The organism is Vibrio paucivorans (genome assembly GCF_054053395.1).
This window is the reverse complement of record NZ_CM133231.1, coordinates 380,687-401,941: the sequence shown is the minus strand read 5'-3', so window position 1 is coordinate 401,941 and position 21,255 is coordinate 380,687. Positions and strand designations below refer to the sequence as shown.

Here is a 21,255-nt window from a genome sequence, read left to right as displayed (position 1 = left end):
ACCAAAACCTTGGTATCGGCCGGCATTTATGAATTTAGCCAAAATGCGTTCAAACGGCTCGCTTATGTTGCGTACATTTGAAGTCAATCTTCGCGCACAAACATTTTATCAGTCCCACGGTTTTACCATCATAAGCGGCGATTCGAATAATGAAGAGGGCTTGCCTGATCTGGTTTGCCGCTGGAATCGTTAATGCCAGTTTCAGCAGCCCTGCAAATTACGCGCTAAGTGTTTGAGCGCTCAAACAAGGAATAGTTATGTCTCAGGAATTAAAAGCATCTTCTTTAAAGGTACAAACGTTTTTGTCTGACCGAGGACAAGACTTTGTTGTCCAACAAATGCCTAGTTCGACAAGAACGGCTAAGGAAGCCGCTGATGCGATAGGGTGCACGGTGTCCCAAATCGCAAAATCGCTGATTTTTAAACATTCGGAAACTGGCGAGCCTGTTTTAGTTGTGGCTTCTGGCACTAACATGGTGTGTTCCAATAAAGTAAAAGATGCAACGGGCATAGTTTTGAAAAAGGCTGACGCAGCATTTGTACGAGACAAAGTCGGATATGCAATTGGTGGGGTTCCACCTGTCGCGCACAATGAAAAAGTACACACCATTTTAGATAAAGATCTGCAGCAATATACAGAGATATGGGCGGCGGCGGGCACGCCTAATTCGGTATTTAAGCTTAACCCTCAACATTTGGGTGAATTGACTCATGGGACATGGATAGATTTGGCGCAATAGATGATGTAAATGGAGATTGCCCCGAAAGGGGCAGTCTTAGCAGCTTCTGAGTAGTAATGAACGTAAATCGCCACCAGAATTAAAGTAATCCATATGCTGAACTCTTCAATTATTCGATGTGACCACGACTGTGTTTATTGGGTTGAAATAGAACGAATGTTCCAACGCGAATGGCCCGATTTTTCATTTGATGATTACTCTAAGCAATTGCCTAATCCGATCGCTTTTTTCAATCAAGGTGCCTTAGTCGCAGCCCTTGCTTATACGTTTTATAAACACCCACTAAAAGATCAACAAGCGCTTTGGGTTAACGCGTTGTACGTAAATCTTAATATGCGTGGAAAAGGTATCGCCAGTAAGCTGATAGAACAGGCTATGGCTGATGCGGAGAGTTCAGGATATAGCCAATTGCTGGCTTATACCGATGCACCTAATTTGTATGAACATTTGGGCTGGAGCGAAATCGAGGCTAGCTCCGAGCCAAACCACAAAGTCATGGGCATTGACTTAACGCCAAAATATCATAAGCAGAGTGAGCAAAATTCATATCGGTAACGGACAGTCCGACACTAGCCTTTATACCTAATGTAAACTATCAATAACGAAACGTCATAAGCGATTTAGGTGAAAGGGGTTTTAACTTAGTGAAGTAACCCAATATATTCAAATACGTTCAACGTAATTAACGTCTTACCAATCTCGCTCTTTGCTAATGTTTGTAAAAGCGACATGAGTTTAGACAGCAAAGCACATCAGGTGCGAAATAATAAGAAGGACACACCATGACAAACCAATACACACCACCAAAAGTTTGGGTCAATGAAACAAATGGTGGAAACAAATGGGCTAACATCAATAGCCCGGTATCAGGTGCACGTTTCGATAAAGAACTTCCAGTTGGCGAGCATGCTTTACAACTTTATTCGCTTGGCACACCGAACGGTCAAAAAGTGACTATTATGCTTGAAGAGCTTCTGGCTCAAGGCATTAAAGAAGCTGAATACGATGCGTATTTGATCAACATTGGCGAGGCAGACCAGTTTTCTTCGGGCTTTGTGGGTGTAAACCCAAACTCAAAAATCCCAGCTCTCGTTGATAAATCTGGTACAGAGCCTGTTAATGTTTTTGAGTCGGCTTCGATCCTTGTCCACTTAGCGGAGAAATTCGATAAGTTTTTACCTAAATCCGGAGCGGCTAGAACCCAAGCGTTTAACTGGCTGTTCTGGGCACAAGGTTCAGCGCCATTCCTAGGTGGTGGCTTTGGTCACTTCTATGCGTATGCCGATGAGAAGCAAGAATACCCAATTAATCGCTTTGCGATGGAAGCGAAACGTCAATTAGATGTGTTGGACAAGCAGCTTGCGAACAACACCTTTGTTGCGGGTGAAGAATACACCATTGCTGACATGGCGATTTGGCCTTGGTACGGTAACTTAGCGCTTGGAAAACTGTACGATGCAGCAGAGTTTTTACAGGTTCATGAGTATAAGAACGTGGTTCGTTGGGCGGAAATGATGGCTGAGCGTGAGGGAGTTCAGCGTGGTCGTATTGTTAACCGCGCGTTTGGTGAAGAGTGGGAACAATTGGCCGAGCGCCACAGCGCTGCAGATATCGATGCAGTACTTGCGAAAGCGCCGAAATAATCTCATTCAGCGTCACCAGAGATAACGAAAGAACCCACATGAATGTGGGTTCTTTTTTAGTTAAATAGGCTTGGCATTAAGCAGGAGTGAACGGGTTCGTTGTTGTAATCCAATTCTGTAAGAAGCTTGTCACCTTGAACGGTAATGTTCTTTACGCCCATATGGTGAAGATCGTCGATTGTGTAATGCCAACCATCGATAGTTTGATTGTTCTGACAAGAGGTGTTTTTTGTTTGACCGTAGTTGGTAATGTGCTGATCGACTTCAATGGTTTCAAAGAATTTGGTTTCTTTTATTCGCAAGTGGTTTAAGTAAGCAAAGAACTGCTCTTGTGCGTCGATAGGTACTGAATGTTTCCACAATTCATCATCTTGCTTCGCGCCGCCATGCCAACCTATGAGGCTATCTTTTTTTACTTCGACGTTTTTTCCCGCCGTTAATACATAGTTTGCGCAGGCCGAAAAACAGAGTTTACTGACTACAACGTCCCAATTGTTCTCTTTCACAAAATAGCCAAATTCAATCCCTGCTTCCATGTCTCCACCAGGGCTGGTGATTCGAAGCGTATCAATTTTTTGGTCTGACTCTCGAACGATTCTTATCGCTTCCAGTACAGCTCCGCCGGTAATTGCGCCGTCGTAGACTAGAGTATTCCCTGTTTGCTGCTCGGGAAACCAAACTTCGGTCGTTGCACAGCCAGATAATAGGGCAGCAGTGACGACTAATGAGGCTCTGACCATTGAAAATATTCCTTGCTGTCGAGATAAAAGATGATGAGTCTAAGTAACGGATAACTAAGTCATCTTCACACGAGCGGAAGATTTCAAACACGAGTAAACCAGATTGATTCGGCGCTATTCACGGTTTGTTTGTTAACGTTACATTTGTGTATTAGATAAGTGCCGCTGTTTACTACCAGCAATTTTAACGATAGCTATGACTACATATTTTGATAGTTAGGCCCGTCGCCACCTTCCGGCGGGCGCCAAGTGATGTTTTGCGAAGGATCTTTGATGTCGCAAGTTTTACAATGAACACAGTTAGCTGCATTAATCTGTAGTGCTTTTTGTCCCTCAGTTTCTACGATTTCATAAACCCCAGCAGGGCAGTAACGCTGACTCGGTTCATCGAATGTCGCTAGATGCTGACTAATCGGAATTAAATGGTCCGCTAATACGAGATGACAAGGCTGATTTTCTTCGTGTTGAGCGCCTGATAAGTAAACAGAGGACGGTTTATCAAAGCTCAGTTTCCCATCTGGCTTAGGATAGGAAATCGGCTTAGATTCTGAAATGGAATTGAGGCATTGATGATCGCTTTTCGTGTCTGAGCCTGAAAGTGGGAAAGGGCGTGAAAATATCGGTTGCCAAACATTTTGATCCACAACGTTAAGCGCACCGCCTAGTACACTACCAAACTGGTGAATATAAGGGCCAAAGTTTCTCGATTCATTGAGTTCTTCAAACAGCCAAGACGATTCGAAATGTCCCGCATAATTGGGTTCTGTATAAGCATTACCTGCGTTGAGTTGTTCGGCAATCGCTTCAGCGGCGAGAATACCGGACTTCATCGCTGTGTGGCTTCCTTTGATTTTGGCAACGTTAAGAGTGCCGGCATCGCACCCAATGAGTAACCCACCAGGGAACTGCTGTTTAGGGAGTGATGGGAGTCCGCCTTTGGCAATCGCCCGTGCGCCATAGGCAATCCTTTGGGCGGTAGAGAGATGCGTTGCGATTGCTGGATGATGTTTGAAACGTTGGAACTCGTCGAATGGACTCAGATGGGCGTTCGAGTAATTGAGGTCGGTAATAAGGCCGACGGCGATTTGATTATCTTCCATATAATAAAGGAAACCACCACCGGTGGTGCTTGTTTCACTTAAGGGCCACCCAGTGGTGTGAATGACTTGTCCGGCTTGGCATAGCGCACTCTCTGTATCAAGTTGCCAGATCTCCTTAATGCCTAACGCATAGTGCTGTGGTGCGCAGTTAGCGTCTAGGTCAAACTGTTTGATCAGTGCTTTGCCCAAGTGCCCACGAGCCCCCTCGGCAAACACAGTGTATTTTCCTCGTAGCTCAATACCCGATTCGTAATTTTGCTTTAGGTTGCCTTTTTTATCTAACCCCATATCACCCGTGTTAATACCTGTCACTGCACCTTCTTGGTTTAGATTAAAATCGGCTGCAGGAAAGCCAGGAAACACTTCAACACCAAGTTGCTCTGCCTGTTGTCCAAGCCAGCGACATAGGTTAGCAAGACTAATAACATGGTTGTCGCTAGTGTTAGTCATGAGTTTCGGGGTTAGAAAGTGAGGGACAGAAACGTGGTTGTTTTCAGTCGTCAGGTAGACAAAAGAGTCACTGCTTACAGGTGTAGAAACTGGCGCGCCTAGAGAGCGCCAATCTGGAAACAGTTCTTCTAAGGCGTGAGTTTCAAACACGGCGCCAGACAAGATATGCCCGCCAACTTCGGCCGCTTTATCAACTACGCAGATACTAATGTTGCCTTGAGTTAGCTGTGCGAGTTTACAAGCACAAGATAGACCGGCAGGGCCTGCGCCAACGATAACAACGTCAAACTCCATGCATTCTCTTTCCATTTCTACACTCGCTCTGTTGGTGTTGTAAAGCTGCAAAAACAGTTAAGCCACAACAATAAATATAGTCCAGTTGACGTAAACGTAAACTCAACTAAGCTCATTGGTAATAGCGAAGCTCCCCTAAGTCTGGGAGGCAAATAGCTGGTGAAGCAATGAAATCTGTAGAGCTATTCGAAAGGAGGCACTGTGAAAATATTAGTTGCGATTAAACGAGTTATTGATCCTTACGTAAAAATTAGAGTTAAGCCCGATCACTCTGGGGTTGAGTCTAACAACGTTAAAATGTCGATGAATCCATTTTGCGAAATCGCTGTCGAAGAAGCCGTACGGCTTAAAGAAGCTGGCAAAGCTGAAGAAGTGATCGTAGTTTCCGTTGGCGATAATGCGAGCCAAGAGCAACTACGAAATGCCCTAGCACTGGGCGCTGATAGGGCAATTCATGTCCAAGTTCCAGAGCAGAGTTCTCCGTTAACTATTGAGCCCCTTACCGTCGCTAAAGTGCTTAAATCCATAATGGATAATGAACAACCGGGTATTGTGCTTTTAGGCAAACAATCTATAGATTCCGACAACAATCAGGTTGCTCAGATGCTTTCGGCGATAAGTCGACGTGGGCAGGCTACATTTGCCTCTAACGTGGATATTTCCGGTGACGCTGTCACGGTGGTTAGGGAAGTCGATGGTGGTTTAGAGACCGTCCAACTCGCCATACCCGCAATTATCAGTACGGATTTAAGGCTAAACGAGCCGAGGTATGCATCGCTCCCTAATATCATGAAAGCTAAGAGAAAGCCGTTAGAGGTTATTACGCCAAAGAGTTTAGGTATTGAGCTAACTAGCAGCCAAGAAGTCCTCGAGGTGATGGCACCACCGAGCAGAAGCGCTGGGATTAAAGTGGATAGCGTAGAGCAATTGGTTGATAAGCTTAAGAACGAAGCTAAGGTGATTTGAGGCTAAATTAGCTGATATAAAATACTTATTACTAAGTTGCTTGTTACCAAAACGTTTGGAGCACAACGACTTTAATTATTTCGTGTAAGGGAGACAGCGATGAGTGAATCCAACACAAATGTCTTGATTATCGCAGAGCACGACGGGCAATCTTTATCACCCGAAACCTTTAGAACAGTTACGGCATCGAAAGCGTTGTCTGATACTGACAGTAGAAGCGTTTCAGTTTTGGTTTTCGGTGGCAATGATCAAGTTACCGAGCAAGCTAAAACTCTTCCCGAGGTGAGTTGCGTGATAAGCGCAAACCAGCCACAGTTTGAGCATTTACTGGCAGAACCTGTTTCCGAGCTAGTGAACTTACTGCAGCAGGAAAAGAAGTTTACTCATATTCTCGCCGCAGCAACAACGTTCGGAAAAAATCTTTTGCCTAGAGTGGCGGCTCTGCTCGATGTAGGGATGCTTTCCGATGTGATTGACTTTGAATCCAGCGATACAGTTTTAAGGCCAATCTATGCTGGCAACGCACTTGCGAAGATTAAATCTAATGATTCCGTTAAAGTCATTACTGTCCGAGCCTCCGCGTTTGATTTACCAGAAGACATAACCAGTGGCGAAGCGACTGTAGAGAGCTTCGATGCTGAAATCACTAATGAAGTATCAAAGTACATTAGTGAGCAAAAAGTGAAGTCAGAACGCCCAGAACTACCTGCTGCAAAAGTAGTCGTCTCGGGCGGGCGAGGGCTGGGAAGTAAAGAGAACTTTCAGTTGGTTGAAACTCTGGCCGACAAACTAGGTGGTGCAATAGGGGCGTCAAGAGCGGCTGTAGACGCTGGATTTGTGTCGAATGATTTACAAGTTGGTCAAACAGGTAAGATCGTTGCGCCTGACTTGTATATTGCAGTCGGTATATCCGGTGCGATTCAACACTTGGCTGGAATGAAAGATTCAAAGGTAATTGTTGCGATTAATAGCGATGCTGAAGCGCCTATTTTTGAAATTGCAGACTACGGATTAGTCGGCGACTTATTTGAAGTACTCCCGCAGCTTATTGAAGCGTTAGATTAATCAGCAAGAAGTGAGAGAGGAAAACAGTTGGAAGAAGCTGTTTTCCTTTTTACGTCTTATCTATTGTCTCTTATCTCTTATAAAGGGGTTAAATTAAAACGCCCCATTCCCTCAGCGAATGGGGCGTTTATCTTATTAGACATTGGCTATTTCATGATTTGATTTTAGCTACTGGATTTCTGTAAGTGCTTAACCAGCGCTTTTATGAATCGAGCAGCTTCTCCGCCCGTACAAGCACGATGGTCAAAGGTCATGGATAATGGCATCGCTTTTACAGCGATTGGCTTGTCATTTTTCATGACGACTTTCTCTATGATTCGTCCTGCTCCCACAATCGCTACTTGTGGTGGTGAAACTACCGGTGTCGCATAAATACCAGCAATAGCCCCAAAGTTAGAAAGCGTTATGGTTGCATGCTGCAACTGTTCTCTACCAATTTTGCGTTGGCGAATGCCATCTACAGTGTCGTCTAACCACTGCCTGATGCCTTTTGCACTGTAATCATCGGCGTGACGTAGCACTGGTACATAAAGACCATGACTACTGTCTACGGCGATACCAATATTAACGGCCTCGTGTACACAACGAGTCATGGTTTCTGCGTCAAACCAAGCGTTTAACGCTGATTCTTGATGGCACGCGTGGATCACCGCTTGGATCAAACGGATAGAGGTGTCCTCACCATCACGCCACTTGTCCAAAAGTGCTTCTTCGGTGATCGTTACGTTAGCGACATCGTGATGCGACTCCGCCATGGTGTTCACCATGGTTCTCCTTGCTCCTTTTAATACCTCTGTACCGGGCTTTTGTTTGTCGCACTGCGAGTAAATATCAGCGTCTACAATCAAGCCATCAGGTCCGCTGCCGGTGATCAACTTAAGATCCACCCCAAGTTTTTGTGCGAGTAGTCGTGCGGAGGGCATTGCGCTAATCACATCGGCTGGTGGCGTGTTGTGTTGGCTCCCAATCCAGAAATCATCGACTTCAACTTGATGATTTTGCTGCGAAACATTTCCTACAACAGTCGCAGCATCTTGTTTCGTTGCCGAGGCGGTGGATTCAGCTTGCGCTTCGCCTTCTACTTCTTCTATTTCAAGTAGCAGGGCTCCGATATTAATCACATCTCCTTCATTGCCGTACCTTCTAACTATTTTCCCACTATAAGGAGCGGGAACCTCAACGACTGCTTTTGCAGTCTCAACCGTTAGAATGACTTGATCGATCTCTACTTCGTCACCGACGTTCACGTGCCATTGGATAATCTCTGAATCTGCTAAGCCTTCCCCTAGATCGGGCAAAGTAAATGTTTTCATTTCCATCCCTCCACAAGCTCTCGCGCTGCGTTCACTATGTCTTGCTCTGTGACTAAGAAATAATCTTCGTTACGGTAGTACGGCATCACGGTGTCCATGCCCGTAACCCGTTTTGGTGGTGCTTTAAGTAGACACATGGCTTCTTCGGCGGTACGGGTAATGATTTCAGCGCCAACACCACATGTTTTACTCGCTTCGTGAACCACAAGTAAGCGTCCTGTTTTTTCGACGGATTTAAGAATGGTCGCCATATCAATGGGTTTGATACTCGCGAGATCAATCACTTCAACTTCTATGCCTTGTTTTGAAAGAGCTGCAGTGGCTTGCAGCGCTTCGACTACACATGCCCCCCAGGTCACTAAAGTCAGATCTCGGCCTTTGCGTAAGGTAAAACAGGTATCTAAGGGAAGTGCTTGACCGTTATCGACAACATCGGATTTTACGGTTCTATAAATGCGCTTGGGTTCGAAGAACATAACCGGATCGTTACTGCGAATCGACGCGAGCAATAGTCCATATGCACGCTGCGGAGACGATGGAATGACAACTTTAAAGCCAGGAATGTGAGCAAATAAGGCTTCTATACTTTCTGAGTGGTGCTCTGGGGCATGAATTCCACCGCCGAACGGCGCTCGAAACACAGCAGGGCAGGTTAACCGCCCCCGGGTTCGGTTTCGCATTCTAGCTGCATGACACATCAAGTGTTCCATAGCAGGAAATACAAAACCTTGGAACTGGAACTCAGCGATAGGGCGTAAACCTTGCGTCGCCATCCCAACAGTTACGCCGCCTATCAGAGCTTCGGCTAGAGGGGTATCGATGACGCGCCGTAGCCCATATTTTTCTTTGAGCCCAACAGTGGCACGAAACACACCGCCGTTATCACCGACATCTTCTCCTAAAACGACGACATTATTGTCGTGTTCCATTTCATGATGCAATGCTAGGTTTACGGCTTCGACTAAGGTGATTTCACTCATGTTTACCTCCCTGCATGCGCATCGCTTTGTTAATCAACTCGTCTCGTTGACGGTGAAGCTCAGTAGGCATGGATTCGTAAATGAAATCGAACGCCGACTCTGGCGCTTGGGGTGGCATGGTTAAATACCGTTCTACGGCTTGCTGGACAAGTTCTTTGCTGTGTTCAGTCCACTCGACGTCTTGTTCTTCCGACCACTCACCTTGTGCGATGAGGTACTTTTTCAAGCGAGCGATGGGTTCATACTGCCATGCTTGCTGTAATTCATCTTCGCAGCGATATCGGCTGGCGTCATCTGCTGTAGTGTGGTCGCTGAGTCGGTAACTTATTGCTTCGATGAGGGTTGGGCCTTTGCCTTTTCGTGCTCTATCTAATGCTTCCGACACGGTGTCATACATAGCAACAACATCGTTGCCATCTACTGTTATCCCGTGAATTCCAGCGCCTTTGGCTTTTTCTGATAAAAATTCAGCGGCACATTGAAGTGCTCGGGGGACGGAAATTGCCCATTGATTGTTGTTCACCACGAAAACCAACGGAATGTTCCACGCGCCAGCGCAGTTAATCGATTCGAGGAAATCTCCTTTGGAAGTTGCGCCATCTCCGCAAGTAACCAGTGCAGCTTGATGCTGACCTTGAATTTTTAGCGCTGATGCAACACCTACCGCATGTGTACATTGTGTCGCGATAGGAACACAGAAAGGCAGGTCTCTACATTGATGGCTATCGTTATTTCCATCTTTTATGTCCATTGGCCAGAAGTCACTACCACGTTCATCGCCGCCCCAATATTGGAGGTTTTTCTCCATCGGAATTCCACGAGCCCACATAGCGGGTAGATCACGATAGTAAGGAATGAAAACATCGTCTTTATGCAGTGCTCTACCTACTGCGATACCGACGGCCTCGGCTCCTAAATGAGAAGGGTATGTGCCTAGCTTCCCCGTCCTTTGTAGAGCAACAGCTTTGTTGTCATAAGTACGAGTCAGCACCATGTCGCAGTAGAAACTTTTTAACTTTGCAACATTAGCCCAATCGGGAAGTGAATCGACAAGATTACCTTGATTGTCGATATAGCGTTTCATTGGTAATGCCTGAACGTTCATCTCAAGCTCCTTTTGAGTATGCCCGCAGGCTAGCTTCATATGAGCTCGCGACTAACAGGCAAATCGAAACCAACATTCATTTTCTGTTTCGGATGAGTGTGCTGTAGAAACCAACAACACCGCTTTATTTTGCTATTAACTCCGAACTATTTAGTGATGAATCTTGGAGTCACTGTATAAGTTAAGTGTAACTAAAATGTTAAACCCTGCTAAAAATCGAAAGCAAGCAAACAGTAAAGAGGGGCTTACAGTGCTTGTTTTTAGATGAATATTTCAGTTTTTCTTATGCTGAAGAGCAAAAATTGAAAACTTTCACTAGAAGCGACGAAAAATTCGCAATAAACGAGCGGGCATTTTTTCTTACTCGGAAGCAAGAGAGTTCAATCGAGTATGACCGAGATCTTAATCTTGTATAAGTGTTCTGCTAGAAGTCTAATTAAATGCTAATTTTATCATTATATTAAGGACTTATTGATCAAGTCTTAGTGACTTATTTAGTCAATGAAAGGAGCTCGAAATGGAATTTGATTGGGTCGAATGGTTTGGGTACTTAGCGTCATTGGTAGTGCTAGTCTCACTTACGATGACTTCTATCGTCAAATTAAGGGTAATTAACTTTATCGGTTGTTTGCTCTTTGCTGCATTTGCGTATTTCATTGATTCGTATCCCACAATGCTAATGAATCTGGGTATTGCAGGTATTAACGTGTATTACCTTTACGGGCTATACACGGCAAAAGAGCGTTTTAAACTGATTGGCGCTTCTGTTGACTCTGAATACTTCCAACACTTCGTCCAAACCAATCAAGCGGACATTGAGCGCCAAACCGATGTTGGCACTTTAAAGACTGCTGACACTGCCTTTTATATGCTGAGAAATAACAGCATAGCGGGTGTATTAGTCGGTAATTGTAACGATTCAGAAACCCTAGACATTCAACTCGATTTTGTGACACCCGAATTTCGAGACATGAAAATCGCACATTACTACTATGAGTCACACCCTGATGTGATGAAAGAAAGAGGTATTTCTCAGTTACGTGCGGTAGCGAAAACTGAAGAGCACCGCGAATACTTGCTCAAAGTTGGATTCGAAATTGATCAAGACCTTGAAGGTGAACTGCGTTATATAAAAGCACTTTAATTCAACTCGCTAATAGACATTACATAGGAATACATAGCGCATTCGGTGAGGTATACTGGCTTGGTTACAAGTTTGAACAGTAAAGGAATGAGATGAGTAGTATTTTAGAGTGTATACGCACAGTTGGACGAGGTGAAAGGGGGCGTAAACCTTTAACATTTGAACAAGCTTATCGTGTAATGAAGGAATATCTCGCCGGCGAAATGCATGATGACCAAATGGCCATGTTGCTGATGTTGATTCGTGTACAGAATGAAACCAAGCAAGAAATCGCAGGATTTGTTACCGCTTTCCAATCTTTAGTCCCAAATATCGGCGTTGATATTGATTGGCCATGTTATGCGGGAAAACGACCAGCAGCAGGTAAGCCATGGCATGTAATCGCTGCGCGTTTGTTGGCTGACAATGGCTATACTGTTCTTCTTCATGGTTACGACGACAAACCCGCAAGCAGAGAACACGCAGAGCACTATCTTGATGCGTTAAATATCCCACTTGCCGACAATGCTGACCATGCTAAAGCGCTCATTTCTGAGCATGGTATCGCTTATTTGCCGCTTGGTCATTTTGCTCCTCAAGCAGAAACGATGATCAGTTGGAAAAGTCGCTATGGCCTGCGAACTCCTATCAATACCGTTGTTCGAGCGCTCAACCCTGGCGGTGGCCGACTAGGGTTACGTGGGAGTTTCCACCCAGGCTTTCAACAACTACACGCTGAAATTGAATATGAAATAGGAGAGGTTGCTCATTCTGTTATCTCTTTTAAAGGCCAGTCAGGTGAATCGGAATACAATCCTATAGTGAGTCAAACAGTTTGGTTGAGTCAACCTGACGGCGTTGAGTCTTACTATTGGGATTCAATTTTCGACGAAGAGCCTTGTTTACCTGCAACTTGCCCACTTGGTACGCCAGAAGAAGAGGCTGTGAACATGGCAAACACTGTCATTTCTACGATGGCGTCAATATTGTTTACCGATTTGAAAGATCGAGAGCAAGCTCACCGTAAAGCAACAGATATTTGGAATACCTACTGTCAGCAGTAATAAACGGGTTCAATAAAAAATCCCGCGATAAGACGCGGGATTTTTTGTATCGATGGGAAATCTAGAGTTACGCTGTAACTATGCACCATGCAACTATGTAGTTATGCATACTGAGCAATCAATGATTCCCAAGATTGCCTTTGATTCTCTAAGTTCTTCTTAATTTGCTTATAGCGCACACTCAAGACTGAGTGTTCATACTTTTTAACCAAATCCGCTTTCTTACTTTCTAGCAATTGCTTTTTCACTTCATAGTATTCGTTCATGCAAGACATAAGTGCTTCGAACTCATTCTGAATATTGCTGTTCAGTAGGTGATAGTTAGGCAAGTGCTGGATTTTACTTTGAGCCGATTTCAACGTCATTTGTGCACGTGTCTTATCAATCTTAAGCTGGGGTGCCTTGCGCAGTTTTTTCGCTAACCCCAACCAAGAGGCACATTTAATTAGCCATTTAGTTGGATCGTATTGATACCAAAGAATGCCATTGCGGTAGTCATTTTCAAAAATATGATGGTAGTTGTGGTAGCCCTCGCCAAAGGTAAAGAACGCCAGAACACCGTTGTCACGCGCGGTGTTCTTATCGGTATAAGGCTGGCTGCCCCAGATGTGCGCAAGAGAGTTAATAAAGAATGTAGTGTGATGGTTTAGCACAAGTCGAACTGCACCAACAATTAGGAACATCCCGATGACATCGCTATAGATAAAACCTAGCCCGATCGGAACACCAAAATTCATTAATAGCGCCAAAGGCACGTAGTATTTATGTTGCCACATAACGATTTCATCTTTTTGCAAATCGCGGCAATTACTGTAATCAGAGTACTTGGCTTTGTTGTAGTGGCGAAGCATCCAGCCAATATGCGAAAACCAAAAACCACGTTTAGCTGAGTAAGGGTCTTTATCGTTGTCGTCTACGTGCTTGTGGTGGACACGGTGATCGGAACTCCAGTGCAGTGCGCTATTTTGCAAGGCGAATGCACCGCCCAATGCGAATAGGATTCGAAGGCTCCAATGAGCTTCGTAGGCTTTGTGAGACCATAGGCGGTGGTATCCGGCGGTAATCGATAAGTTGCAGAAAGAAAACGTTAAGATCAGCCAGACTAAGTGCTCTAGTCCGTATCCATTGAAGTAACCGTAAATCGGTGCTGCCACGGTAGCGAGCAGCATGCTTGAAGAAAAGATAAAGATATTTAGCCAAATCAACGGTGGCTTATCTTGGGTGTTCATTGTTGAATTTTCCTTTGAGCTAACAACTGTTCGCTAGAATATCAGCGAACACGTGTAAGTCAAATTGCGATTTTAAAAAATGTGAATAGAATGTTTGGCTTTCTAACTGTAAATGAATAGTATGAATGTTGTAATTTCCTCTTACAGGAAGTAATAAGGAACTAAGAATGGAACTTAAAGTAGCTGAATATAGCGATTACGAACGTATCGCGCAGCTTCATGCGCAGAGTTGGCGCACATACTACAATGGAATCCTAGGCGATTCTTTTCTTAAAAACGACGTCCAAGACGACCGTTCGGTAATCTGGCAAACGCGTTTGATCAATCCACCATTCAATCAACATGTGCTACTTATCGAAGAAGGCGGCCTGCTTTGCGGTTTTGTATGCGCATTTGGTAACCACGACTTCGAAAAAGGTACGATTATCGATGCATTACACATCGACGAGAACTACCGTGGTAGAGGGCTGGGGCAAAAACTTTTAATTGAAATAGCGAATTGGATTGAACAGCACTTTGGTCAATCGGGCGTGTACTTAGAAATTATGGCAGAAAACAAGCAAGCTGTTGAGTTTTATGACCGAATGGGTGGTAAGAATTCCCTACAAAGGCTTTGGAATGCGCCATGCGGAAATCAAGTACCGGAGTTAGTTTACACGTGGGATTCAGCGGCAGATTTGAAGAAATCGATAATTGAACATCACTCGAATCACTTCGTAACAGATTGAAACAGTTGAGCAAGTTGTCCTGATATTTCTCGGACATTGTAGCAATAGGCATTGATTAAATTGGAATATAGGTTATTCCTATTTAATTTAACGGTCTATTCATGAAAAAAACTCTTCTCCTATCGACGCTAGCCAGTGCAGTTATACTCGCTGGCTGTAGTGACGAACAAAATAAAAACACACCGCCTCTACCGTTAGTCGTTACGCAGCAAGTAACGCCAGTCGAACATAATCAAAGCAAATCTTACATTGGCCGAATTGAAGCTGTTGAAGATACGAACATTACCGCGCAAGTATCTGGATATCTTCAAGAGCGTCACTTCGAAGAGGGGCAAATGGTTGAGAAAGGCGATCTCCTTTACTCCATTGAGCCGTCTTCATTTGAAGCCCAATTAGCAAGTGCCAAAGCTGCTCTCGCTCAGGCTAGTGCAGCCCTTAAGAAAGCAGAGCTGGACTTCAATCGTGGTAAAAACCTATTACCTCGCGGCAGTATTTCACAATCGGAATTCGATGCGTTAACCGCAGCACTTTTGGGCGCTGAAGCAGAATTAGAAGCTGCGAAAGCGCAAATCAAACTTGCTGAAGTTAACCTTTCTTACACTCAAATCCGAGCGCCATTCAGCGGTCGTATCAGTGATAGTAAAGCAAGTAAAGGCGACCTAGTTTCTCCGTCGTCTGGTATTTTGACAACTTTGGTAAGCTTAGACCCTGTTCATACCGCGTTTAGCGTCAGTGAGCGCGAGCGCTTAGCTCTAGGGATGGATCGTATTCAGGGCGATGGTACTTCAGAAGCGCAAGGCGTAGAAGTTCAAGTTGTGCTTGAAAACGGTGAAGAGTTTGCTCACATGGGGCAGTTGGATTTCTTAGGAAACCGTATCGACATCAATACCGGCACTATCGCAATGCGCGCGGTAGTACCAAATCCAGAACAGCAGCTTTTACCTGGTCAACACGTAAAAGTCGAACTACGTGAAAAAGAAACAACGTCAGTTTCTGTTGTTCCTCGCCGTGCAGTGCAAACTGATTTGGAAGGCGATTTCGTTATGGTGCTGACAGAGGGCAATGTTGCAGAGCGCCGAAACGTAGCACTTGGTAAGCAGCTTGATGAAGGGATTATTATTCTAAGCGGCATTGATAGCAAAGACGTGGTGATCACTCAAGGCCTACAACGTATTCGTAATGGTATGCCAGTACGTGTAGAGCAACCTGAATCCGTCGAAGCAGAAAAAGCAGAATAAGGTTCTTAGATGTTAAGTCGTTTCTTTATACAGCGCCCTAAATTTGCGCTGGTAATTTCCATAATACTGACGTTAGCAGGTGCCATCTCTCTTGCTATTCTGCCAGTTGCGGAATACCCCAAAATTAGTCCACCGTCTGTAAGCGTTACTGCTTACTACACTGGCGCGAGTGCGGAAGTGGTAGAGCAAGCTATTGCCGACCCCATAGAAACTTCGGTTAACGGTGTTGAAGGTATGATCTACATGTCTTCTAAAAGCGCCAACGATGGTTCGTACAATTTGAATGTCACGTTTGAAGTTGGGACTGATCCAGACATGGCCCAAGTCAACGTTCAAAACCGTGTATCCCAGATTGAGTCAAAGCTGCCGGAAGAAGTTAGGATGGCGAGTGTAACGGTTAAGAAACGTTCACCCGACCTTCTTATGGTTCTTAACTTCTACTCTCCGGATGGTAAATATGATGATAAGTTCTTAATCAACTATGTGAATTTAAACGTCAAAGACCAGCTTTCTCGCGTTTCTGGAATTAGTGAAGTTAACGTAATCGGTGGCGGTGAATATTCGATGCGTGTCTGGCTGGATCCTGAAAAGATGGCCAACCTGAATCTCACGACTTCTGATGTTTATGCCTCATTGGCAGAACAAAACGTACAAGTCGCTGCTGGGCGAGTTGGTGCTGCGCCTTACAGCTCTCCTCAAGAGGTACAATTTAACCTTATTACTAAGGGCCGACTAGAAACTGTCGACGAGTTTGAAAATGTAGTTTTGCGTGCAAACCCAGACGGCTCAACGGTATACCTAAAAGACGTTGCCAGAGTTGAACTTGGCAAAAAGTTCTACGATGCGGCAGGAGAATTTAGGGGACAAGACGCATCCATAGTGACGTTGTCACTGCAGTCTGACGCTAATGCGTTAGAAAGTGGCAAGGCAGTTATGGAGTTGATGGAGAGAATGAGCCATAACTTCCCAGAAGGTTTAGCGTTTGAAACGAGTTATGACACAACCTTGTTCGTGTCTGAGTCTATCAAAGGTGTAGTTAAAACGCTTATTGAAGCGATTCTACTTGTAATTGCGGTAACTTATCTGTTCTTAGGTAGTGCGCGAGCTACGTTGATTCCTGTTGTCGCAATACCTGTGTCATTGGTCGGTACATTTGCCATCATGCAAATGACAGGATTTACGATAAATACTGTTACTTTGTTTGGGTTGATCCTAGCGATAGGTATTGTGGTTGATGATGCTATCTTGGTTATTGAGAACGTAGACACGACGATGGCGAAAGATCCAACGATGTCGCCACGTAAAGCTACGCTTCAAGCAATGAAAGAAGTAACAGGACCAATCATAACCTCTACGTTAGTTCTTCTCGCAGTGTTCTTACCTGTATCTATGCTACCGGGTATTACAGGCATAATGTACCGACAGTTTGCTCTAACCATCTGTATTTCGGTTGTAATATCTTCAATCAATGCTTTAACTCTATCGCCCGCTCTATGTTCTCTGGTGTTAAAACAGGGCGGAGGCAATACGGCAAATTGGTTTAAAGCATTTAATAGAGGTTTGGAGAGAGTTACTGGAGGTTACGGTAAAGTCGCGGGATACCTCGTCAAAAAGTCATTGCTATTAATTACATTCTTTGTGATTGCTCTTGCTGCGGTAACGTATTTCTCAAAGACAACTTCGACAGCTTTCGTGCCACAAGAAGATAAAGGTATTTTATTAGTAAATGTTCAGCTTCCAGATGCAGCGTCACTCTCACGTACGGAAGAGGCGACTCAGCAATTAATGGAAATAGTTAATCAAGAGCCTGGTGTTGATGGTGTGACTTTGGTTAATGGCTATGCATTTATGACAGGTGCAGCCGCCTCTAACGGTGCTTCACTATTTATCAAACTGCATGATTGGGAAACTCGTAACGCTCTGGAAGGGAGTCATTCAGCCCAAGATATATCACGTCGTATCAACGGCAGAGCCGCGACAGAGCTTCCGCAAGCAGTAGTGTTTGCCATGGGACCTCCTGCAGTACCGGGCATGGGTGCAGCATCGGGCTTTGAATTCGTACTTGAAGACACATTAGGACGCAGTCGTACCGATCTCGCTTTGGTGATGGAAGATGTTATCAAGGAGGCGACAAATCAACCTGAAATATCTCATACATTCAGTACCTTCCGAGCAAATGTTCCTCATTACTATGTCGATATTGATCGTGAGAAAGCACAGCAACTTGGTATCCCTTTATCCGAAGTGTTCCTAACTCTTCAAGGTAACCTTGGCTCGTTGTACGTTAATGACTTTACGATGTTTGGTAAAAACTTCCGTGTCACCGTACAAGCTGATAGTGAACACCGTACAACCATGGAAGATATGGAAAGGTTCCATGTGCGTTCATCTTCCGGCGCGATGATCCCGCTTAGTACCTTGGTAAGTTATGAGCAGGTGTTTGAACCGGATGTAGCGTGGCGTTACAACATGTACCGCAGTGCTGTCATTCAAGGTCAGCCAGCGCCAGGTTACTCAAGTGGTGATGCGATAGCGGCTATGGAACGTGTCGCTGCGGAAGTTCTACCGCAGGGTTATCAATACGAGTGGACTGGTATGGCATACCAGGAAGTTCTAGCGGGTAACCAAGCTATATTTGCTTTCGCATTGGCATTGATCTTTATCTACCTGTTCATGGTTGCTCAGTACGAAAGTTGGACTATACCTCTGGCAATCATTTTGGTGGTTCCGGTAGCAACGCTTGGATCTTTCCTCGCATTGAATTTAACGGGTACACCGCTGAACTTGTACGCGCAAATAGGTCTCGTCTTACTCATAGCGCTCGCCGCGAAGAACGCAATTTTGATTGTGGAATTCGCGAAGGTAGAGCGTGAAGAAAAAGATGTACCAATTGATGAAGCAGCAGTACAGGGTGGTAAGTTACGTTTCCGTGCGGTTAACATGACATCCTGGTCATTTATCCTTGGTATTTTCCCATTGATCTTCGCGGCCGGTGCAGGTCACGTGAGTCAAAACTCACTGGGTATTTCCCTAATAGGTGGTTTGTTGTGTGTACTACTTGCGGGTACGTTCCTCATCCCAGGTTTCTACGCATTCGTACAAAGACGCCGCGAGAAAATCCATGGTGGCAGTACCAAACTTGTGCCACTAGATGATGATTAATTAACAAGAAAATGAAAAGAGGGCCAATTGGCCCTCTTTTTTTACTGAAGTTTTAGGCTGTTTATATCAATGCCGTCACCATCGTATGGATTTACCGCTCCGCTCCCATAGATACCTAACGCATCTTCTACTTTAATCACCGAGACCGCACAGTTTTCGAATCCTTCACCGAAGCTAAACGAGAACGATTGGGCAGACTTGAAGGTCTTAGAACCATTGTCTAGATCATTCGTGAGTAGAGTAAATCCAGAGTTCAACTCCTGATTAGTACAGTGCTGTAGCTTAACCTTAACCATACCTACCTCGTTGTAGGCGGTAGGTGCAACCTCGTTAAGCGATAGCGTCTTACCAAATACTGGACAAGTGGAAATGAAGCCTTGCTCACGTAGTCTCAATACAACATTTCCGCTTTGGCCGAGTGAAAGGTGTAAAGACTCAGAAAGAATATTTGATTCAATACTGGTATTTGGATCCGCATGGCCAGTATCACTTTCACCTTGTTTCCAAACCATGACCGATTGAGTTAAATCACAACCAAGTTGCTCAGGTTCTTTATCGCCTAGTAAGCACATCGCTTGTGCATCGCCTTTATGCGGATAGATTTCTTCACATTGCGCTTGGCGTGGATTATTCGCAAATTCGGATACATTCACTGAGCGAAGAAGAACAGGGTTACTGCCATCTGGGCCTTCTTTTTGAATCGTCAAAGTTGTATGGAATTTACTTGCGGTTATAAATAGAGTCTCCGTTTTAAAGCCTTGTTCGAGCTCTTCATCCGGCTCAACTTCAGTAGACAAATAATTTAATTCTCCGCCAATATTAACAAACAGACTTGGTGATTCTTCCGATGTATCAGCAAACGTAATCGCTTTTACGGTGAAGTCACTGTTATCAGCTTGGCGATATGAGTTTCCATTACCTGCGGCTTTGAGAACAATCTTGTCAAAGCCGGAGTCAATGGTTTCAAAACGCTTGGTGTAACTGCCGTTTGCGCTGTCGGAAGCAAAGGTCTGTGTAGAAACCTTGATGCCATTTTTGTAGAACTCAGCAACACCGGTTTCTTTCTCATAGGCATAGAAGTGCTTAAATTCAATTTCAGCGCTGTACGAGATATTGTCTTTCAGATCGAATGTGAGTGCTTCCGAGACACCTTGGCGATACGCAAAGCGGTAATCAACTTCGTTTGAAAGAGCGAAACCATTACTTACGTGGCTTCTTACTCCAAGGCCAGAGTATGAACGATTGACGAACGCCCAGCCAAGGTGTGCAGAGCCTGGCCATACAAATCCTTTAGCGGTAACGGTGATACCATCTTTATGTAAATGGTAAAAATTACGTCCGTAGCCAGCAAAATCGATACGGCCAGTTAATACGCCATCAACCGATGTCGTATTTGCATCACTCTGATTACGACACCAAGGGTGATGCCAGTTACCTGAGCCCCAATGACGATTCAAACCATAAAAATAGTTGAGTAGGTTAGAGTAGTAACTGTAGCTGCCGTGGTGATAATTACGGTATGGCCCGTATGGGTGGTAGTGACACATGTTGTTGTCTGACGAATCATCGACAACCGGTTCTACCTGACGGTATTTAACTTCATACGCATAGATGGCACCGGGTACTGTAGGAATGTAACTCCTCATGCGGTAGTTTTTGTTACTTCCATCTTGATTGCACGATTCAAGCTCTAAGTTGGCAACCTCACCATCTGCTTCTGAAGGTGGAAAATCAGTTGCGGCAGATTGAGCAAAAATAGGTTTACATGCAACATTGTTTCTTAAATCATATAACGCTTCTTGTCTGCCTTTTTCTGTCTCTTTGTTAGGGTAGGCTGCCCATTCATCCGGGTACATTGATGACAGTGAAGAAAAGGTCCAACGGATATCAAACTTGATCTCATTATTAGTGGTAAAGAGGTCTTTTACGTAATCAGGTAGCATATCTGGATACAGTTCGACCTGTTCATCAAACTCTAAACCTTCAATGACTCCCCAATTGGCGTCTTGATTACCACCTTGGTAACCATAAACATACGGCTGAGAGGCAGCTTCTTCAGCAGTCGCGTTCATACACAACCCAGCTAAAGCTATGCTTACTGCGATTTTCGTTTTCATTGTTGTCCCTTACTTAAGAACTATTATTCGTGGAATAGACAAGTTCACTGCGTAATCGATTAACGATTCAGTTGCGCAGATTTTGGGACTAATCTCACATCAAATACACCGTGCTAGCCTCATTTAATGCAAATTCAGTGAAATAGCAGCGTTGAAAAGCCGAAAGGACTAAGAAAGAGGATTGGGGTAATCGACTAT

17 protein-coding genes are annotated in these 21,255 nt (G+C 44.6%); 10 read left to right on the top strand and 7 right to left on the bottom strand.

What is annotated here, in order from left to right; genetic code table 11:
* The first annotated feature begins 257 nt into the window (after positions 1-257).
* The 3 genes from ACXABW_RS16955 to yghU all read left to right on the top strand — a co-directional run bounded on the left by ACXABW_RS16955 (position 258) and on the right by yghU (position 2,383).
* Complete coding sequence (locus ACXABW_RS16955) at positions 258-740, top strand: YbaK/EbsC family protein (RefSeq protein WP_457526401.1); 483 nt, start codon at positions 258-260, stop codon at positions 738-740.
* Between the two features lie 93 nt (positions 741-833).
* Positions 834-1,295, top strand: a complete 462-nt coding sequence (locus tag ACXABW_RS16950) for a GNAT family N-acetyltransferase (protein ID WP_457526399.1) — start codon at positions 834-836, stop codon at positions 1,293-1,295.
* 227 nt (positions 1,296-1,522) lie between these two features.
* The gene (gene yghU / locus ACXABW_RS16945) at positions 1,523-2,383 is read left to right on the top strand and encodes a glutathione-dependent disulfide-bond oxidoreductase (protein ID WP_457526398.1); all 861 of its coding nucleotides are present in this window, start codon (positions 1,523-1,525) and stop codon (positions 2,381-2,383) included.
* Positions 2,384-2,439: 56 nt separating this feature from the next.
* Here yghU and ACXABW_RS16940 read toward each other — a convergent pair whose 3' ends face one another.
* Together ACXABW_RS16940 and ACXABW_RS16935 are read right to left on the bottom strand one after the other, a co-directional pair.
* Positions 2,440-3,123, bottom strand: a complete 684-nt coding sequence (locus tag ACXABW_RS16940; RefSeq protein WP_457526396.1) for a hypothetical protein — start codon at positions 3,121-3,123, stop codon at positions 2,440-2,442.
* Between the two features lie 200 nt (positions 3,124-3,323).
* A complete protein-coding gene (locus tag ACXABW_RS16935) occupies positions 3,324-4,982 on the bottom strand; it encodes an electron transfer flavoprotein-ubiquinone oxidoreductase (protein ID WP_457526394.1) in 1,659 nt (552 codons plus the stop codon).
* Between the two features lie 186 nt (positions 4,983-5,168).
* Here ACXABW_RS16935 and ACXABW_RS16930 point away from each other — a divergent pair, with 186 nt between their 5' ends.
* Together ACXABW_RS16930 and ACXABW_RS16925 are read left to right on the top strand one after the other, a co-directional pair.
* A complete protein-coding gene (locus ACXABW_RS16930) occupies positions 5,169-5,933 on the top strand; it encodes an electron transfer flavoprotein subunit beta/FixA family protein (protein ID WP_457526392.1) in 765 nt (254 codons plus the stop codon).
* Between the two features lie 99 nt (positions 5,934-6,032).
* Positions 6,033-6,998, top strand: a complete 966-nt coding sequence (locus ACXABW_RS16925) for an electron transfer flavoprotein subunit alpha/FixB family protein (protein WP_457526390.1) — start codon at positions 6,033-6,035, stop codon at positions 6,996-6,998.
* Positions 6,999-7,162: 164 nt separating this feature from the next.
* On the opposite strand, the gene ACXABW_RS16920 is transcribed toward ACXABW_RS16925, so the two are convergent.
* The 3 genes from ACXABW_RS16920 to pdhA are packed head-to-tail and all read right to left on the bottom strand — an operon-like array spanning position 7,163 to position 10,396.
* Positions 7,163-8,311, bottom strand: coding sequence for a dihydrolipoamide acetyltransferase family protein (locus ACXABW_RS16920; RefSeq protein WP_457526388.1), 1,149 nt, complete (start codon positions 8,309-8,311; stop codon positions 7,163-7,165).
* A complete protein-coding gene (locus ACXABW_RS16915; RefSeq protein ID WP_252030884.1) occupies positions 8,308-9,291 on the bottom strand; it encodes an alpha-ketoacid dehydrogenase subunit beta in 984 nt (327 codons plus the stop codon). The genes ACXABW_RS16920 and ACXABW_RS16915 overlap by 4 nt, the downstream gene beginning before the upstream one ends.
* On the bottom strand, positions 9,284-10,396 hold the full coding sequence (pdhA, locus tag ACXABW_RS16910; protein ID WP_457526386.1) for a pyruvate dehydrogenase (acetyl-transferring) E1 component subunit alpha: 1,113 nt from the start codon (positions 10,394-10,396) through the stop codon (positions 9,284-9,286). Before pdhA ends, ACXABW_RS16915 begins: the two co-directional genes overlap by 8 nt.
* Positions 10,397-10,913: 517 nt before the next feature.
* Between pdhA and ACXABW_RS16905 the strand changes: the two genes are divergently transcribed.
* Positions 10,914-11,540, top strand: a complete 627-nt coding sequence (locus ACXABW_RS16905; protein ID WP_252030883.1) for a hypothetical protein — start codon at positions 10,914-10,916, stop codon at positions 11,538-11,540.
* Positions 11,541-11,632: 92 nt separating this feature from the next.
* A complete protein-coding gene (locus tag ACXABW_RS16900; RefSeq protein ID WP_457526384.1) occupies positions 11,633-12,583 on the top strand; it encodes a glycosyl transferase family protein in 951 nt (316 codons plus the stop codon).
* 101 nt (positions 12,584-12,684) lie between these two features.
* On the opposite strand, the gene ACXABW_RS16895 is transcribed toward ACXABW_RS16900, so the two are convergent.
* Complete coding sequence (locus ACXABW_RS16895) at positions 12,685-13,812, bottom strand: acyl-CoA desaturase (protein WP_457526382.1); 1,128 nt, start codon at positions 13,810-13,812, stop codon at positions 12,685-12,687.
* Positions 13,813-13,979: 167 nt separating this feature from the next.
* Here ACXABW_RS16895 and ACXABW_RS16890 point away from each other — a divergent pair, with 167 nt between their 5' ends.
* The 3 genes from ACXABW_RS16890 (at position 13,980) to ACXABW_RS16880 (ending at position 18,940) form a co-directional block, all read left to right on the top strand.
* Complete coding sequence (locus tag ACXABW_RS16890; RefSeq protein ID WP_457526380.1) at positions 13,980-14,540, top strand: GNAT family N-acetyltransferase; 561 nt, start codon at positions 13,980-13,982, stop codon at positions 14,538-14,540.
* Positions 14,541-14,641: 101 nt separating this feature from the next.
* The gene (locus ACXABW_RS16885) at positions 14,642-15,778 is read left to right on the top strand and encodes an efflux RND transporter periplasmic adaptor subunit (RefSeq protein WP_252030878.1); all 1,137 of its coding nucleotides are present in this window, start codon (positions 14,642-14,644) and stop codon (positions 15,776-15,778) included.
* A gap of 9 nt (positions 15,779-15,787) precedes the next feature.
* Positions 15,788-18,940 carry an efflux RND transporter permease subunit gene (locus ACXABW_RS16880; protein ID WP_457526378.1) on the top strand — a complete coding sequence of 1,051 codons (3,153 nt, stop codon included), beginning with the start codon at positions 15,788-15,790 and terminating at the stop codon, positions 18,938-18,940.
* 41 nt (positions 18,941-18,981) lie between these two features.
* Here the strand turns inward: ACXABW_RS16880 and ACXABW_RS16875 are convergent, their stop codons facing one another.
* Entirely contained in the window at positions 18,982-21,057 is a 2,076-nt protein-coding gene (locus ACXABW_RS16875; RefSeq protein WP_457526376.1) for a hypothetical protein, read from the bottom strand.
* Between the last annotated feature and the right edge of the window lie 198 nt (positions 21,058-21,255).